This is a genomic window from Microbacterium sp. KR10-403, from assembly GCF_040196215.1.
Taxonomy (GTDB): Bacteria; Actinomycetota; Actinomycetes; order Actinomycetales; family Microbacteriaceae; genus Microbacterium.
The window spans coordinates 91537-109779 of sequence record NZ_JBEGDC010000007.1; the positions used below are offsets into that span (position 1 = coordinate 91537).

Annotated in this window: 5 protein-coding genes; all 5 read right to left on the reverse strand. The window is 76.1% G+C overall.

Going from position 1 to position 18243, the window contains the following annotated elements; translation table 11 throughout:
- Position 1 precedes the first annotated feature (1 nt).
- Genes ABMQ42_RS16265 through ABMQ42_RS16285 form a run of 5 tightly spaced genes read right to left on the reverse strand, consistent with a single transcriptional unit; the run spans position 2 to position 18138 of the window.
- Positions 2-4171, reverse strand: coding sequence for a hypothetical protein (locus ABMQ42_RS16265; protein WP_349724049.1), 4170 nt, complete (start codon positions 4169-4171; stop codon positions 2-4).
- Entirely contained in the window at positions 4168-5250 is a 1083-nt protein-coding gene (locus ABMQ42_RS16270; protein WP_349724050.1) for a hypothetical protein, read from the reverse strand. Before ABMQ42_RS16270 ends, ABMQ42_RS16265 begins: the two co-directional genes overlap by 4 nt.
- Entirely contained in the window at positions 5247-7217 is a 1971-nt protein-coding gene (locus ABMQ42_RS16275) for a hypothetical protein (RefSeq protein ID WP_349724051.1), read from the reverse strand. Before ABMQ42_RS16275 ends, ABMQ42_RS16270 begins: the two co-directional genes overlap by 4 nt.
- Positions 7214-17125 carry a DUF6603 domain-containing protein gene (locus ABMQ42_RS16280; RefSeq protein WP_349724052.1) on the reverse strand — a complete coding sequence of 3304 codons (9912 nt, stop codon included), beginning with the start codon at positions 17123-17125 and terminating at the stop codon, positions 7214-7216. The genes ABMQ42_RS16275 and ABMQ42_RS16280 overlap by 4 nt, the downstream gene beginning before the upstream one ends.
- A gap of 35 nt (positions 17126-17160) precedes the next feature.
- Positions 17161-18138 (reverse strand): hypothetical protein, encoded by a 978-nt coding sequence (locus tag ABMQ42_RS16285; protein ID WP_349724053.1) that lies wholly within the window; start codon positions 18136-18138, stop codon positions 17161-17163.
- Between the last annotated feature and the right edge of the window lie 105 nt (positions 18139-18243).

Genomic DNA, 18243 nt, shown 5'->3' on the forward strand with positions numbered 1-18243 from the left:
GTCAGCGCCGGTCGTCGTCCTCCCCGGGCGTCACCCGGATCCACCCCTCCCGCAGCACCGTCGCCCGGTCGGGCAGCAGCGCCGACTGCGTCGCCGCGAGGATCGCGTCGTTGCGCCACGCGGTCGGCCCCTCGCGCACGGTGAGGCTCTGGTGCTCGCCGAGCGCCGCCACCAGCGGCAGCCGCACGTCGCCCGGGTCGACGAGCACCGGCCCCACCCGCACGCTCGGCACGAGCCGGTCGACCGCGGGCGTGAACCAGGCGCGCTGCAGCTGCACCCGCCCGCGCGGCACGATGCCGCTCGTGTGGAAGACGGCCGCACCCGGTGTCATCAGCAGCGTCAGCATGCGCGGCACCCCCGGCCGCACCACGATCTCGGCGTCTTCGGAGATGTAGGGATGCCGCACGGGCTCGGGCGGGAGCGCCGTGACGTCGACGCCCCACCCCGACAGCACGCCGCGGCCGGGCCCCGACGGCAGCGCCTCCTCGGCGATCGTCCGGTCGACCAGGTGCACGCGCGTGTAGTCGTCGTCGGCGAACCAGGCCAGCAGCCCGTCGTCCGAGCGGGTGAGCTCGCCCAGCCGCACCCGCACGCCCGCCTGCGTCAGTGCGTCGTACGCGGCCATGCGGGCGGCGGCGGTGGCGGCATCCATCGTCAGATCGCCCAGGTCGTCCGACACGTCGACCTGCAGCACGGCGCGCACCACCGCGATCGGCAGCCCGACGATCGACGCGAGCTGCGCCGAGCCCGCCGCGGCGGTCGGGTCGACCATCCACAGCGTCTGGTCGATGCAGCGCAGCAGCGCGTTCAGGGCCGACTCGGTCGGTCCCTCGCCGTGTTCCTGGTCGCCCACTCCCCCGGCGCCGCGCTCGCCGTCCCGAGCGGACGCGTCGGCGCGCACGATCCCGGTCGCGAACGCGCCTAGCTGCGCCTCGTCGTCGAGCAGCCCGACGCTCGGCGCCGCATCGGGCGGCACCGGACGGCCGGGCGCCGGCTCCCACACGACGCCGCCGCCGGTCGTGCCCACCGCCCCCGTGACGAGCAGCTCGCCCAGCGGGGTCGCGTCGGGTCCGAACACCTCGATCGACTCGTCGACGTGATCCGGCAGCAGGAACCCGCACACCGGGCTCACCTGCTTCGCGGGCTCCTGCTCGTCGACCCGCGCGTCGACGGCGCCCGCCGGCGCCTGCGCGGCGGCATCCACGAAGCGCAGCGCGACGCGCGTGGGCGCCGTGAACCGCGGGCGGCGCAGCAGCTCGCCCTCGCCCAGCGCCAGCCGCGACGGCACCAGGGCCTGCGCCGGGTCGAGGGCGAGCACGCGCCCGAACGTGTCGAGCAGTCGCAGCCCGACCACGCGCAGCCGCCCCGCCGTCAGCAGCAGCGGGTCGTCGACGGGCGTCTCGGGCACGCGCGTGCCGCCGGAGTCCGCGTCGACGAGCGTCCGCTCGGCCAGTCCCAGGAGACGACGATGGATGCCGTCGAGCGACGCCCCGGCCAGGTCGGCGGTGTCGGCGAACCCGGCGAGTGTCGACAGCCGCCCCTGCAGCGGATCGTCGGCGGCCGTCACGTCGCGCTCGGCCTCGGCCTTCAGATAGGTGTCGATGGCCCCGCCGAACGCCCGGGCGACGCCGGTGGTCAACGGCACGCGCGAGGTGACCGTGCGCACGACGTCGGCGGGGGGCTCCGCGGCGGGTTCGAGATCGACCAGCCCCAGCGCCCACGCCGATACGGCGCCGGGCGTGGTGACCGCCCCCGGCGCCCCGGTGCCGTCGGCCACCGGTCCGCTGCACACCTCGACGCGATACTCCAGCCACACCGGGCTCCACGGCTGGGCCCAGGCCGTCACCCCCACCGGGCTCGGTGGCAGCGGCAGCAGCGAGCGCAGCCGCAGCGCGTCGGCGGCCTCGACGGTCGCCGCGTCGAACAGCCGGGCCCGCGAGAACGGCGGTGCCGGCACCGCGTGCGAGACGAGTGACGACGGCGCAGGCGCGGGGGCCTGCTCGGCCAGCACGGCCTCGGTGGTCAGGTACGCGCCGTTCGCCCCGTAGCGCAGCAGAAGCTCGCCGGTGATCCGGCCTGCGATCACGGCGCGCGAGAGCCCCGACCCGGCCTGCTTCGATCGCGCCGCCGCCCGGTCCGCCAGCCACGATGCGGCGTGCGGGGAGAAGAGCAGAGCCTCGCGGGCCAATGCGGTCGCCTCGGGCGGGATCGCGCCCGAGGGCAGCGTCGCCACGACCGCGGCGCCGGGCAGCACGCCCGGCAGGTCGGGACAGAGCTGCGACGGATGCCGCACGTCGAGCCTGCCGTCGGGCCGCCACAGCCCGTCGCCGCCGAACCGCGACGACCGTCCGCCGCCGCGCACGAGCACATACGGATCGCTCGGGAACGCGTAGCCGGGGTCGGGTCGGGTCACCTCGCGCACCTGCGCGTTCGCCGTCGCCGCCGGGCGGGGCCGGCTCGTGCCGCCCGACGCGGCGGCCCGGCCGGCGGCCGAGGCGACCGACGACGCGGCTCCCGCGAACAGCCGGGCGCGGTCGAAGTGGGCGAAGGCCGCGTACTTGCCGACCGACCCGGCCGACCCGGCCGACCCGGCCGACCCGGCCGACCCGGCTGACCCGGCCGCCGTCGGCGTGCTCGCCCGCGCGGACGCGGCGGCCGCGGCATCCATCGCCGTCCCCTTCGCGAACAGCAGCGGCGACGCGCCCGTCGCGAACGCGAGCACGGCGCGGTCGGGCAGCGTCGTCTTCACCCGGTCGGGACCGGTGCTGCCGATGCGCCGCCCGGGACCGGGCACCGCCACCCCGCCGTCGACGAGGCGGTCGACGATCCCCGGACGCGTCGAGGCCACCCGGGTGAACCCGCCGGCGTGCACGCCCTCGTCGATCTCGGCGGCCCCGTCGGCCGTCTGCAGATCGGGCAGCGCGCTCTGCACGAACGCGGCGACGAGGTCTTCGGTGGCCTCACGCTGGGCGTCGGTGCCGTCCGCGGCGAGAACCCGGGCGGTCAGGGCGGCGATCGCGTCGTACAGGTCGTCGCCGAGGGCCACGCCCACGGCCGACGGGTCGGGCCGCAGGTCGCCGCCGCGGATGCGCCCGGCCATGCCCTCGACCCGCACCGGCACGCCGGTGACGCAGCCGTGCAGCAGCGTGCTGGCCGGCGGCCGCACCGGCCGCACCGGTTCGATGTAGGTCGCCTCGGTCAGTCCGCGCCCGCCCAGCACACCGGCCGCGAGGCTCACGGTGTCGACGCGGTCGCGCACGGTGCCCGCGAAGCGCTCGGCGGTCTGGCGCACCGGAGAGGGAGGGGTGGATGCCGCCTCCGCGGTCCCCGCGGCGGTCGCCGCGCTGCCGCGCTCGAGCGCCCACCCCAGCTCTTCGAGCCGCCGGGAGAGCGCGTTGGTGCCGTGCACGCGGTCGAGCGGATCGAGCGCCGGTGTCGTCCACCAGCCGACGACGAGGTAGGTGGCGCGCCCGCCGGCGATGCCCCCGGGCAGCGCCCCGCCGAGCGTCGGGTCGGCGGCGATGTCGTCCTGCGGGTCGTGGAATGTGAAGCGTCCGCGTGCGGCGTCGTAGCCGGCGGTCCAGGTGAGGGTGCCGCCGGCGGTGCCGTCGAGCTCGGAGGCGTCGACCGCGCGGGTGCGCGCCGGGGCGTCGCCGCCGGTCTGCCCGAGGTCCCACGCGGCGCCGGTGAGCGCATCCACGATCCAGCCGCGGGTGTGCGCGAGGGTGCCGTCGGCAGGCACGAGCAGGCGGACGACCAGCCATCGGTCGGGCAGTGCCGGCAGCCCGAGGTCGGCGGACCCCTCGGTGACGTGCCCGGTCAGCAGCGCATCGGGCAGCGCCCAGTGCAGGTGGGCGCCGGGATCCCGCGGCGTCGGATCGGCGAACGCCTCGGGGCCGGTCAGCGACGCCTGCCGGTCGGCGATCGCGGCGTCGGCCCCGGCGTCGCATCCGGGCGAGAGCGGGCCGGTCAGCGGCACGCCGGCGTCGGCGGGGTCGTCGTCGGCCACGGCGAGCGCCTGCACGTCGATCGGCACGCACACGCGCGGCTCGCGCAGCAGCGTGTCGGACCAGTCCGCCACCTGCGCGGCAATGTCGGCTCCGAACCGGTTGACGACGGAGAACGCCTCCGAGGCGATCGCCGCCCCGGTCGCCTTCGCGTTGTAGATCACGGGTTCACCTCCCGGGGGAACGTGTACGCGGCCGGCCCGTGCTCGAACCGATCGGCGAGGAAGTCGAACGTGACGGTGGGCAGGAACAGGTCGCCGATGTCGATGCCGCCCCCGGAGGGGGTGAGCGTCTGGTCGCCGTACACCGAGCGGAAGGGGAACTGCAGCAGCTCGACGGCGAAGACCGCGGCATCCATCCGTCCCGTGGGGTTCTGCTCGGTCACGCGGTGCGGCTTCTCGACGAGCCGCTGCGCGAGCTCGTGCACGTGCACGACCCCGGGCACCCCGGAACGGTACGGCACCGGCACGGTGTCGGTCGCGCTCACGGCGCGCGTGCCGTCCTCGATGCTGCGCGTGTGCACCTCCATGCGGTTGGTGTCGCCGACCTGATGGAACCCGAACTGCACACCGGCGCGCGGCTCTTCGAGATGCACGACCGCCGGCACGCCGTCGAACAGCACGAGCAGCACGGCCGGGGCCAGGCGTTCCATGCGGAGGATCTGCAGCTTGCCCATGGCGGCGTCGCCGCCGGCGTCGACGTCGAGGTCGTCGTCCTGCTTCGGCGAGAGCGCGAGGTTGTCCCTCGCATACCCGCGCACGCTCATCGCGGGCCAGCCCGAGACCATGCGCGATCGCAGCACGAATCCGGTCACGGGGCCTGCCGGTCCCGAGGGCGCCTCCTGTCCGGCCGTCCAGCCCGGCAGTCGCACGAGCCGCTCGGACTCGTCGATCTCCTCGCGCACGACGGGGTACAGCGCCGCGAGGGTGGCGCGGTCGCCGGTGGTGACGGTGCCGACCGACAGCGCGCCCTCGACCAGGGCGTCGGTCCAGGCGCGGTCGAGGTGGAAGAACCGGATGCTCTCGGGCGGCAACAGCTCGGCATCGGCCACGAGGTGGCTGAACGGCACCGACTCGAGCAGCCGCAGGTGCGCAAGCCACATGCGCAGCTCGCGCGGCGTGTGGAAGGGGTGCGGGTCGGGGGCGTCGGCGGTGGGCTCCTGCACCGGCATGCGGTCCACCAGAGCGGCGACCGCCGCGATCGTCGCCTGCAGCTGTGCGGCGGCCTTCAGTCCCGTGATCATGACAGCCTCCGGATGATGTCGGCCGCGGCGATGTCGCCGGCGTCGAGGGCGGATGCGGCATCCACCAGCGCTGCGGCGGCCTCTTCGAGCGCGGCGCGGGCGAGAGTCAGATCGCCGGATGCCGCGGCCGTCGTCACCGGTGCCGCCCGCAGCGTCGCGGCCACGGTCTGCAGGTCGGCGGCGAGATCGACGCCCGCGGGCAGGGCGAGGCCGGCCGCCAGCCGGGTGCCGCGCGCGTGCGCGAGCACCTGGACGTCGTCGACGGCGTGTCCGGCCGGAGCGGGCGGGCGGGGCGAGGCCACCGCACCGGCGGCGTCGGCGATCACGCTGAGCAGCCCCCGGACCATCTGCCGCCCGCTCACGGGCTCGGGCGCGGTCGGCGGATGCAGCGCCACCGCTGCCAGCGGGTCGGGCAGGTCGAACACCCCCTTCAGCGTGCCGGTTAACCGGCCGCCGATCGCGCCGGTGACGGCCGCGTGCGCCGCGTCGGCGAAGCGCTCGCGCCGCCAGCGGTTCAGCTGGGCGACGACGCCGGGACGCGAGAGCGCCAGCAGGCGCCCGATCTCGAACGCCGCGGCGTAGGTGAGGTCCTGCAGGCCGTCGGGGGTGACCCGGCGCAGCTGGTCGGCCGCGTGCGCGAGCGGCGGGTGCGCGGGATCGACGTCGTCGCCGTCGCGCACCGACGGCGTCGGCATGAGCGCACCGCGGAAGTACGCCTCGAGCGCCTCGCCGATGCGCGTGCGGTACGCCGTGACGACGTGCCCGGTCGCGGTCACCAGCGGCAGCGGCCGCGACGGCGGCTCGGTGACCGCGTTCGTCGGCGCCGGCGGCGACGGGTCGACGCCGCCGTCGGGCAGCTCCGGCCCGTGCGCGACGTACCCGAGCAGGCGCGAGGAGACCTCGTTGGCCAGCGTCTCGAACGTCGTGTCGCCCTCCGAGGTGAACGACCAGCTGGTCAGCACCGGGAACCGGTAGGTGGGCTCCAGCAGCGCGTACGGGATGTCGATGATCCCGAGCAGCTGGCGATGCGCGTCGGGCACGGGCTCGTCGGCCTTCACGCGCACGGTGGCGGCGGCATCCTTCGCCGTCCCCGCCGCCCAGGCGGTGCCCGCCAGCGCCGACGCATACGAGGCGGAGCGGGACGTGGATGCCGCGGCCGCCGCCGCGCCGGCCGCCGCCGCGTCAGCACTGAGCGGCTGCGCGGTGAGCACGCTCGCGTAGGCGCCGATGTCGAACAGCGGCGCGTACAGCTTCAGCTCGTCGTCGGGGTCGTGATCGCTCGGCTTCGGGAGGATCCCCAGCTGCCCCTCGAGGTTGACCAGCGCGACGGTGTAGCTGACGCCGGCGCCGCCCGCCTCGGTCTGCGCCAGCGGCAGACGGTTGCCGACGACCACCGACATCCAGCCGTCGTCGTCGCCCATCGCCAGCTCGGTGTCGTCGAGGTTGACCTGCCGGACGTGGGCGAGCAGGGCCAGTTCGTCGACCGTGGGGAAGAGCTTCTTCACGACCGAGCGCGGCACCTCGAGGTAGTCGCCCATCGCCGCGTCGGTCACGGTCGGGTCGGAGATCGTCACGCCGGGGGTGATGCACTCGGCGACGGGCTTGTTCGTGACGATGGTGCCCTCGCCGGCGCTGATCAGCACCAGCGCGAGCCACGGCACCGGATCGGGATCGCCCGCGCGACGGCCGGGGTTGCGCTCCCACGGCAGGGTGCGCCGCCGGATCACGATCTGCGGCAGGCGCGCCCCGTACGAGCCGCGGGAACCGGCCGGCGGGAACGTCGAGAGCACCTGGTCGGGCGGCAGCCGGTACCGCGGGGCGATGACGTCGACGGCGGCGTGCAGCGGTTCCATCGTCGCGGTCGGCACGGTCATGTCGATCGAGGCGTCCAGGACGTACTCGCCGGCCGTCATCGTGAGGTTGAAGTGCGGGTAGAGCCGGAAGTAGCCGACCTGAGGTTCCGTCATGATGCGCTCCAGCGGATGCGGGTCTGGCCGATGCCGGCGGCCGAGACCGGTTGGGCGAGGCCGTCGAAGCCCTCTGCGGCGACGGCCGCGGCGAGCCAGGCCGCCGCGTCGTTCGCGCGTCCCGCCGGTCCGGTGACTGCGGTGACGCCGGTGACGTCGCGGTCGCGCTCGGCGGCCGCGTGCACGAGCAACGGCGCGGCGGGGTCGGAGCGCGCCAGGGCGACGATCGCCACCGATGCGCCCGAGACGTCGGTGGTCACGGCCGGCTCGCCGACGGGGTCGGCGCCCTCGAACGTCACGGCGACGCCGTCGAGCCCGGTTCCGGTCAGGCCTACCGCGACGGCCAGCAGCTCGCGCCCCTCGCCCGCCGGCGAGAACCGGGTCGTCGTGGGCAGCGTGTCGCCGGTCAGCACCGACGGCGTCGACCAGGCCAGTGCGGTGTCGGCGGCGCGGGTCGCGAGGCGCCCGGTGACGCCGACCACGCAGCCCGGCGCGACGAGCGCCGCGCCGCCGGCGGTGGGCAGCCGGTCGGAGTCGCGCCAGCCGCCCGCGACCTGGAAACCCTCGGCGGCCGCCGGCGCGCCCTGCGCGACGACCACGAGCGCCCGGGTGTCGACGGGCAGCGGCATCCCGGTCCGCGACCGCAGCCAGGTGTCGGAGAGCACTCCCCCGCCGCCGAGCACGACGACGCGGGCGCCGAGTCCGCTCGCGCGCAGCACCGGCCGCTTCGCCCGGGTGTCGGTGCGCCCGTCGGGCAGGTCGAGCACGGCCACCGCGCCCTCGTCGAGCAGCAGTCCGTCGCCGGCGAGCTGTGCGGTGGCCTCGCTCACCCGCTCGGCGGCGTCGGCGGTCGAGAGCCGTCCACCCGCGCTCACGCCGCCGCCGGAGGGGGATGCCGCGCGCGGCGCCGCGACGACGGTCGTCCGCGTGGCCGCGACCGCGGCCGGGCGGACGAGACGTGCGGGGACGATGCCGTCGAGGGTGGCGGCGACATCGGCCACCGTGCGCGGATGCACGCGCGGCGGGATCATGCCCACGCGCGCGAACCCGATCGGCAGCGCGGCGCGCCGGCTCGCGAGGCGCGTGCCGGCGCCGAGCACCCGCTCGATCGTCGCGGCCGAGACGCTGGTTCCGGTGGGGGATGCCGCGACACCGGTGACCGCCGGCGACGCCGCCGTCGCGGCCAGCAGCGCCCGCACGCGCGGCGGCCGGAAGACCGGGGCGGCCGGCGCCGCGGGCGCCGCCGGGACGACGGCGGCGGCATCCGCGAGCACCCCGAGGTCTTCGCCGAGCGAGCCCAGCCGCACGGGGGCGGCGAGCCGCGCCATCCAGTCGTCGACGGCGAGCGGGTTCAGCCCGCCGCGGGTGTGCAGCACGCTCGCGGCCAGCAGCGTGTCGGACACGCCCGGGTGTGCGGCGCGCAGCTGGGCCACCGCGTTCGCGGTGGCCGCGGCGCCCGCCCGCACGGCACTGAGCTGTCCGGGGTTCACGGACGGCAGCAGCGGCAGCACGCGCCGGTGCGCGTTCACCTCCACCTGGTGGTACTTCACCTCGGGCGGCGTCACGTCGGGCAGCGAACCGCGCACGCTCAGCAGCAGCCGGTTCGCGGCATGCAGCAGGTCACCGCTGGGCACCGTCGCGTCGTGCTCGAGGAACCACACTCCGACCGGGAAGTCGCCGGTGTCGAATCGGCCGGTCACCCCGTCGCCGCCGGCCAGGTCGGGGCCGCTCGGACTGCCGTCGCCCGTGCGGGCGTAGATGCCGAAGGTCAGCTTCGGTGCGACCTGCGGGACCTGCATCGCGGGGACGCCCAGCTGCCGGCTCGCGGTCGGGACCTGCGCCGCTCCGTCGACCGCGGTGTCGGCGGCCGACAGCGGCACCGTCGAGGTGATGACGGCGTCGAACTCCACGACCACGCGGAACGGGCGGTCGGGCTGCCCGTCGGGGGCGGAGGCGGCGCCGTCCGAGCCGCCGGCGGGCGGGATCGTGCCGGCCCCGGTCATCGCCGTCAGCGCCCGTCCGACGCCGGGGGCGGCCTCTTCGAGGTACTTCGCGACGAACTGCGGCCAGAGCAGCGCGGGGTGCGCGCCCTCGTCGCCGATCTCGAACGTGACGCTGGCCGGTCCGATCTCGAGGGTCGCGACGGCGTGGAACTCGGGTCCGGTCACCTGGAGGCGCGCGCCGATGTGCACCGAGATCGTGATCTCGCCGATCCACACGTCGATCGTGATGCCGGCGTCGATCGAGGCGTAGACCGTGGCGTCGAGCCAGAACGGGTCGAAGTAGATGAGCGCATCGGCGCCGAAGACGATGTCGGCCCATGCCGGTCCCAGCTGCGCGGTGATCTCGACCCTCAGGCCCGCCATGAGCGCCTCGCTGGTCAGCGCGAAGTACGACTGCCCGACGACCTCGATGATCGAGCCGATCTTCCAGTCCAGTCCGAGCCGCGGCACGACCGGGTAGCCGTCGTGGTGGAAGTCGGGATGGTATCCGCCCACCGTCAGCACGAACTGGCCCTTGTTCGGCCCCGCGAACCAGGTGGCGAATGCGAAGCCGCCGGTCAGCCGCACCGACTTGTCGATGAGCCACGAGTTGTCGGTCAGCTGCGCCTGCACGAGGATCACGCCCTCGCTCGACGACACGCGCGCGACCAGGGCGAGCTCGATCGACACGAGCGTGAGCGACGCGTTCGGCAGCTGCATGCGCGCGAGCCCCAGGATCGACAGCTCGAAGCCGTTGCCGAACTCGATCGCCACGACGACGATCCCCTGCACGAGGACGAAGCTCGTGAACGAGAGGCCGGCGGCGAACCAGAACGTGCCGCGCTGGATCGGGAAGTACCCGCGCATCGCCGCGATCTGGCCGAACGGGTCGTCGGCGAGTGCCCCCGAGTCGAGCGCCTGGATGAGCGGGAACGACGCGAATTTCGACATGTCCGAGGGGATGACCAGCCCGCGGTTCACGCCGAAGCCGCCGCCGATGCCCGTGACGAAGAACGCCGGCACGCCGCCGATGGGGCCGTTCACGCCGCCGATGAGGAACATCGACAGGTAGTCGGCGCCGGGCGGGCGGCTGAATCCGCCGTAGACCGACAGCCCGTACGGCCCGAACCGCGCCAGGAGCATGCCGAGGTACTCGATCTCGGTGCCGCCACCGTGGTCCGTCTCGAACTTGCGCAGGCCGCCGGCCAGCTGCAGGCCGCCGGTGTTCGCGCTGATCGCGAACCCGTCCACGTCGGCGCTCCACTGCGACGGGTCGAAGATGCTGCCGCCGGTCGTGTAGGTGAGGGAGAGGCCGTCGACGGATGCCGCGAACCCGAACAGCGAGACGGTGCCCGAGACCATGACGCTCACCGATGCGATGCCGGTCTGCCCGCTGCGCACGTCCAGGCCGACCTGCTCGAGGTAGATGGGGCCGAACGCGCGCTGCACGGTCAGCCACCAGGGGCCGGCCACGGTGCCCACCACGACCTTCACCGACAGCGGCGAGGCCGGCTTCTTCACGAGTTCGAGCCCCGGGCTGAACGCGGGCTTCGGGGCGTTCTCGCCGTCGCCGCCGGCGGGCATGACGCCCGACGCCACCGGGTTGCCGCCGCTGTTCGCCCCGGCGCCGCCCAGATCGAGGCCGATGCCGTCGAGCGAGACCTTCGCGCCCCCGCCGACGCCCGCGGGCGTGACCGCCGCGTAGCCGAGCAGGGTGACCCCGGTGATGCGCAGCCCGGCGTCGAGCAGCGGGCCGGACTGCCGGTCGATGTGCACGCCGACGCCGCCGACGACGAGGCCGGGGGTGAACTGCACGCCGTGCGACAGGTCGGCGAGCGTGATCGTGATGCCGGCCGGCGTGCCGCCGATCCAGTCGGCGTCGGCGACGAGGCGCACGCGCAGGTCGGCGTCGCCCGTCAGCGTGAACCCGTCGCCGGCGGGCGCGATCGTGATGCCGAGCGCGGGGCTGGTCGCCAGCGACACGGTGAGTCCGGCGACCGAGACGGAGGGAAGGGCGGATGCCGCGGCCTTCACGAGATCGGCCAGGTGGCCGAGCAGGCTCGCGGGGTCGGCGAGCGCGTCGACGAGCACGGGGGTGAGCGCATACGGGCCGGTGCCGGTCACCAGTCCCGCCGTCGCCAGCAGCTGGCCGACGGTCGTGGCCGAGCCCGGCACGGTGCGGGACAGCAGCGTCTGCACGTCGGGCAGGTGCAGCACGACGTCGACGGCGGGCTCGAACACCAGCTGCACGGCGGTGCGGGCCAGGCCCGCGGCATCCAGCGCGGTCGCCGCGTCGATCGCGCCCGACTCGGCGGTCACGGTGATGCCGCCGGGGATCGCCGCGTGCGCGAGGACCCGGGTATCGCCCGCGGTCGACAGGCCGACGTCGACGATCACGCCCGCCGGCCGCCACGCGGCGCGTGCGAACGGCCGCACCGGGATGCCGCCGAGGTCGAGTTCGATCGGGCCCACCGTGACGTCGAGCTGCTGCAGCCCGGTCGTGCCGACCGCCGTCGACGCGTGCACGGCGCCGATGCCGGGCAGGTCGCCGATGCCGACGGCGACCGAGACGACACCGCCGGCCGGGTTCCAGGTCAGCGCGGCGGTGCGCGGCACCGCGCCGATCGTCAACGTCAGAGCCCCCGCCGCCTGCGTCACGTGGAACGCCGCGAGGCCGTCGGTGAGGCCGGCGACGGCCTCCACGAGGGTCTGCAGGCCGGTTCCGACGAGATGGGATGCCGCGGCCTGCAGCGCGCCGGCGGGGGCGGCGGCGAACGCCGACAGCGCGTCGGCCGAGAAGACCGCGGGCGTGCCGGTGGCGAGGCCCAGCGCCGTGCCGACCCGCGAGACGGCGCGCGCGGCGATCTCCAGCGCGCCCGCCGGCGAGCCCGCCGGGTCGTGCGCGGCCAGCGCGTTCAGCAGCAGCGGCAGCGCCGCGACGGTCGCGGCGGCGGCGGTCGCACCGACCGAGGAGAGCGACCCGTGCGGATACAGCGGGATCACGGCCGCGTGCGCCGGGCGCAGCTCGACCGCCGCGCCCACGCCCGCCCCGCCGACGTCGGTGCCGACGGTGACGGCCAGGGCCCCGGCATCCACCCCCATCGCGAGATCGGCATGCAGCGAGGGCGCTCCCGACGCGGGAAGATCGACGCCCGCCTGCACCGCCACGGTCACGGCGGGCACGGTGCCCCCGAACGCGCTCGCATCGACCGCCAGCGACGTGTGCAGCGTGCCGGAGGCGGCGGATGCCGCCAGCCGCACCCCCGGCGCGAGGGTGAGCGTGCCCGGCACGGCGTCGAGCCCGGCCGCCGCGGCGACGGCGTCGAGCAGCGCGGGCACGGCGGCCGCGACGCCGCCGGTCGCGGCCGCCAGCCAGCCCCGCGGGTCGGCGATGAGCTGCCGTGGCCAGACGAGCGCGCGCGAGCCGTCGGCGGCCGGCGGCGCGAGCAGCCGCGCGGCGTCGAGCACGGCGTCGACGACACCGGCGGCGGTCGGTGCGGCCGCCAGAGCCGTGCGCAGCGCGTCGGCGCCGACGCGCAGGGCGGTGTCGCGCGCGAGGTCGACGGCGAGCGCGACGAGCCGCGCGGGCAGGTCGGCGGGCGCGGGCCACAGCGGCAGCGGGTCGCCGTAGGCGTCGGGCGCGAGCCCGGCCGTGATCGACAGCGCGTGGTCGCCGGGGTCGACGTGCAGGCCCGCCGTCACGCCCCAGCCCGCGGCGATCCGGGCGGTCAGCGCGAGGTCGCCGCCGTCGGCGCCGAGCGTGCCCGACAGCGTCAGGCCGGCGCCGGCCGCCGAGACCTGCAGCGTCCGTGTGGCGAGGTCGGCGGTGACCGGTCCGAGCTGCACGGTGGTGCCGGCGTCGGGGCGGGTGTCGCCGGCGGCCGCGCGCAGGGCCGCGGCCAGGCTCGTCGCACGCGTCGCATCCGCAAGCACCGTCGTGAGCACCGCACGCGGGTCGGTGAGCAGGTTCGTGAGGCTCGTGGCGTCGAAGCCGCCGGTGTCGATGAGGCCGAGCGCACTCAGCAGGTCGCGCACGGCGCCGGCGGCGGCATCCGTCTGTGCCGCCAGATCCGCCGCGACCTCGCTCAGCAGCGCACGCACCTCGGGCAGCAGGGCGCCCGTCTGCGACAGGTCGATGACCCACTGCGTGCGGGTGACGCCGTAGATCGCGGCCTCCGTGAGCACGAGCCGGCCGCGCGGCGCGGTCTGCGATCCGGGCAGCGGCACCGTGGCCTCGAGGGTCAGCGCACGCAGCGCGAACGGCCGCGGGCCCGCGGCGCGCGCGGGGTCGGGGCCGCCGACGAGCCAGCGGCCGTCGCCCCACAGCCGCAGGCGCAGCGTGATCTGCCGCGGCGGCGCGGCGTCGCCGGTGAGTACGGCGGGGAGGGCTGCGAGGTCGAGGTCGGTCTCCAGCCGTGCCCGCAGCCCGCCGGGCGCGCTCCCCCACTCCAGGGGCACGCGCAGTCCGAGCGCCGACACGGCCTCGTCCGCGACGGCGGATGCCGCCCGCGCCGCGGTGCGGGCGGTGAGCGTCTCGCGCACGAGCGCCGTGATCGCGGTGCGCACCTCGGCCTCGGTGAACTGCCCGACCAGGGCGGTGACGGCCCCGGCCGGCACGCCGAGCCCGTCGGCCGACAGCTCGGTGAGCGGGTCGCCGCGCCCGTCGCGCGCGAGCAGCGCGTCGACGAGCGCACGGCCGTGCGCCGCGTCGTCCGACAGTGTCGTGCCGGTGTCGATGAGTCCCGCCAGCGCCCGCAGCATCCGCACGCCCTCGGCGGTCGGACCGGAGTCGACGTCGGCGAGCGAGACCGGGCTCCACGGCGCGCCGACGGTCACGACCCGGTCGACGGCGGTGCCCGCGGCCGCGGCGGCGGCGATGCGGCCCGCCGCTCCCCCGGCGACGACGAGCACGCCGGGCGCCGGCGCGAGGGCGGCGAGCACGCGCTGCAGGCGCGCGACCTGCCCCTGCGTGCCGGTCATCGTCGCCTCGGTGCAGGCGGCCTTGCCGCCCAGCCGTATGACGGTGACGCCGTTCACCGCGGCGGAGGGAAGGTCGAAGGATGCCGCGGGCACGCCCGCCGCGGTCAGGTCGATGTCGGTCGCGATCGCTGCGTCGCCCGCGGACGGCAGCAGCTCGGGCTCCCCGGGTGCCGTGACGCCGACCAGCACGATCTTCGCGGGCAGGGCGCCCAGCGCCGCCGTCAACGCGGCCTGCACGTCGGCGCCGTGCAGCGGTGCGCCGTGCACGAGATGCGCGACGCGCTGCACGGCGACGCCGGCGGGCACCGCCGCGGCCGCCACCGTGAGCACGCCGTCGGTGTCGGTCCACCGCGCGACCAGCCCCTCGATCATGTCGACGCCGGGGCTGCGTCCGGCGAGCACATCGGCCAGCAGCGGGTCGACGCCCGCGTCGGCCGCGACGCCGGCGAGCACGTCCGCGGGGCCGGGCAGCGGGTCGCCCGGGCTCCAGCCCGCGAACGTCCCGGTCACGCGGCTCGCGAGCCGCGCGACGTCGGAGCCCGCGACGGCCGCCAGCAGCTGCACGCCCGGCAGCGCCCACGCGAACGGAGCGTCGCGCAGTCCCGCGGCCTCGGGCAGCGGTATGCCCAGGGCGTCGGCGAGGGTCGTGACGGCCGCGGTCAGTGCCGCAGCATCCGTCACCGTCCGCTGCACGGGGTCGACGCCGATCGTCACGCTCGCCCACCGGCGCAGCTCGGCCTGGGCGTCGTCGACGAGCGCCGACAGCGACAGCGTGCGCACGGTGGCTGCGCCGTCCCAGCCGAGCAGTGCGCGCACCGCCGTCACGGCGTCGGATGGCAGCGCCGCGGTCGCACGATCGAGGGCAGCAGCCAGAAGCTGCTGCAGTGCGGGAGCGAGCGCGGCGGACCACACCGCGTGCGCGGCGTCGACGGCGGGTGCCAGCAGGTCGCCGGCGCCGGGCAGGACTCCGGCGCCGGCGAGCGCGGCGAGGTCGATGGTCGTTCCGTCGAGAGTGAGCGCGGGCTCGCGCACCCAGGGGTCGACGTGCGCGCCGCCGGCGGGCGTCCAGAGCACACGCGCCCCGACGCTCGCGGCCTGCAGCGTCACGTCGCCCGCGGTCAGGTGCAGCGGGCCGGCGCCGGTGGGCTCGGCCTGCAGTGCCACGGCGAGCGCGGTGAAGAACGAGGCGGCGGGATGCTGCGGGTCCAGGTCGGCGGTCAGCAGCGCCGCCCGCGCGTCGAGCGCGAGCCGCATGCCGGTCGCGGCCGGCAGGTCGTGCGTGCGCCGGGCGGCCAGCGCGGCCTGCACGCGGGTGCCGTCGACGGTGACGGCGAGGTCCACGCCGTCGGTGAGCGGCACGAGGTACGGATCGGCGCCCGTGCCGGTGCCGGTGACACCCGTCGCCTGCACGGCGGGTGCGGCGATCGCGTCGCGCAGCGAGGTGAGGAACGGGATGACGCGGGCAGAGCCCGCCGCCAGCAGTGCCTGCAGCCCGTCGCGCAGCGCGCCGATCGGGTCGGTGAGCAGCCGGGCGGCGAGCGGGTTGTCGACGCTGCCGTCGACGGGTCCGAGCAGCGCCGCGACGAGGTCGCCGGCGGCGCCGAGCGCGCCCAGCAGCGAGCCCGCGACCGCCTCGACGGCGTGTGCGCCGACCGACGCGAGCGCGTCGGCGTCGGCGAGGTCGAGCACGTCGTAGGTCGACGAGCCGACCTGCGCGCCCAGCGCCGACAGCACGAGCGTCGGTCGGCGGTCGGCGTCGAGGGCGAAGCCCGTGCGCAGTCCGTCGAGCTTGAGGTGCACGGTGCCGCCGCCGGGCAGCGGCACATCCGTGTCGACGAGACCGGTGGTGTCGACGGATGCCGCGACCCGCAGCTGCGGGAGCGCGACGGCCGTGCCCGACGAGAGGTCGAGCGAGACCGGAGCGACGTCGAGCGCGAACGTGAGGGCGGTCGCGGGGGTCGACCGCAGCGACAGCTCGGGGGTGACCCGCGGCATCCCGCCCGTTCCCGGCACGACGCGTACGGCGACGCGCAGCGCGAGGTCCGTGGTCAGAGCGAGGTCGACGCCCACGGCGCCGTCGACGGTCGTCGGCGCGCCGGCGCCGAACAGCGTCGCGAGATGGCCGAACCACGCGGTGCCGGCCGTGCCCTGCAGCGCCTGCGCCCACCACGACGCGAGCGCGCTCGGGCCGTGCGCGAGCAGGTCGGCGATCGGGAAGTCGGGCACGCCGTCACCCGGGATGAGGCCGAGCATGCCGGCCAGTGCTCGGGCGGGGTCGGCGGCGGCGAGCCCGGCGGCCTGCGCCTGAACGAGCGAGAGCACGAGCTGCAGAAGCGCGTGCTCGATGCCCGACGCGTCGGCGGGGTCCAGCACGAGGTCGGCGGCCTGCGCGGCGCCCGGCATCCGCAGCCCGCGGAGCGTGAGCGAGACGTCGGGGGCGCCGGCACCGTCGGTCGGGATCATCACGGCGAGCGCGGCACCGGTCAGGCTCACGCCCGCCGTCGAGGTGCCGGCCGGCAGGTCCAGCTGCACGGTCGCGGAGATCGGTCCGCGGGCGGTTCCGGGCAGCATCCCGGGCGTACTGCCGCCGATCGCGATGACGGGCACGTGCACGTCGACGTGCGCGCCGGTGGCCGAGGCCGGGTCGGTGTCCACCGATGCGGCCACGCCCAGGTCGACACCGCCGTCGTCCTGCTCGTCGAGGGTCAGGGCGACCGAGACGGGCGGCTTCTCGAAGATCCGCAGGGTCGTGCGGGTGCCCTCCGTGTGGACGCGCTCGTCGCCGATCACATCGCCGAGGAAGGCGAGCAGCCCCGTGCGCTGATCGCCGTCGGTGAGGATCGTCTTCAGGTAGCGGTCGGGCGCGGAGAACCAGTCGCCCTCGAAGACGCCGAGGGCGGTGGCGAGATCGCCGAGGTCACCGAGGAGGTCGTTCGCATCGCTCATGACGGGTCTCCGTCCGAGTGGTCTGCCGGTTCATGTCAGCCTCCGGTTCGCGCGAGCGGGCCGGCGGCGGTCACCCGGGACCGGTCGGCGTCGAAGCGGGCCTGCGGCGCGACGGTGAGCCCGGTCGCCGCGGCGGTGAGGGCGACCGGGATGAGCGGTCGCCCGTCGGAATCGCTGCCGGATGCCGCGCCCAGACCGGAGGCGGCGTCCAGCAGTGCGCGCCACGCGAGGGCGATGAGCTGATCGCCCCAGCGCTGCACGATGAGCGCGTCGCCCTGCGGAGCGGGCGCGGCGGCCAGCATGCCGGTGGGGCGCGACGCCGTGCCGACGACGAGGTCGACCGTGATGCGGCTGCGTCCGCCGGTGCGCGTGGCGGGCACTTCGTCGCACGCCACGTCCACCGTGACCGTGACGGTGCCGTCGCCGGTCGTCACCTGGATCGAGTCGAGCAGCACGAGCAGCTCATCGGCTCCGTCCTGCCAGACGACGGCCGAGGGAGGTTCGTCGTCGGGCGAACGCGTGTCGGCGAGCGCCTGCACGGCGGCGATGCCCACGATGTCGCGGGCGCGTGCGGCGGCGACCCGCAGCGGGGCTCCCGCTTCGCCGGGCTGGAGTCGTGACGGCAGGGCGCCCGGATCGCGTTCCCGCAGCTCGGCGATCGCCTCGGCGCAGGCACGGCCGAGGATGCCCCCGCCGTCCAGGATCGGCGGCAGCAGCACGGTGTGCGTGCAGCGCGGCACATCGCCCAGGCGCGCGCCGTGGCCGGCATCGGCACGCAGGTATCGCGTGCCGTTCGCCGAGGTGGCGACCTCCAGCGGAACGGGGTCGGCACCGCGGCGTCCCGCCGGTGCGGGCAGCACGAAGCGGGCCGCCGAGCGGTCGGCGTAGGCGACGGCATCCTCCAGCGGAAGATGCCACGGGCGCGAGAACTCATCGACGCCGCCGATCATGTCGATGGCGCGGCCCGGATCGTTCCCGTCCGGACGACGGCAGAGCACCGTGAGCTGCGGCACGCGTGCGCCATCGCCTCGTCTGTATGCGTGAGCCCCGTCGTCCATCGGAACGACCTCTCATCCCCGGTGCGTGCCCCCGTCAGTGCGCACTTCAACGAGGAAGAG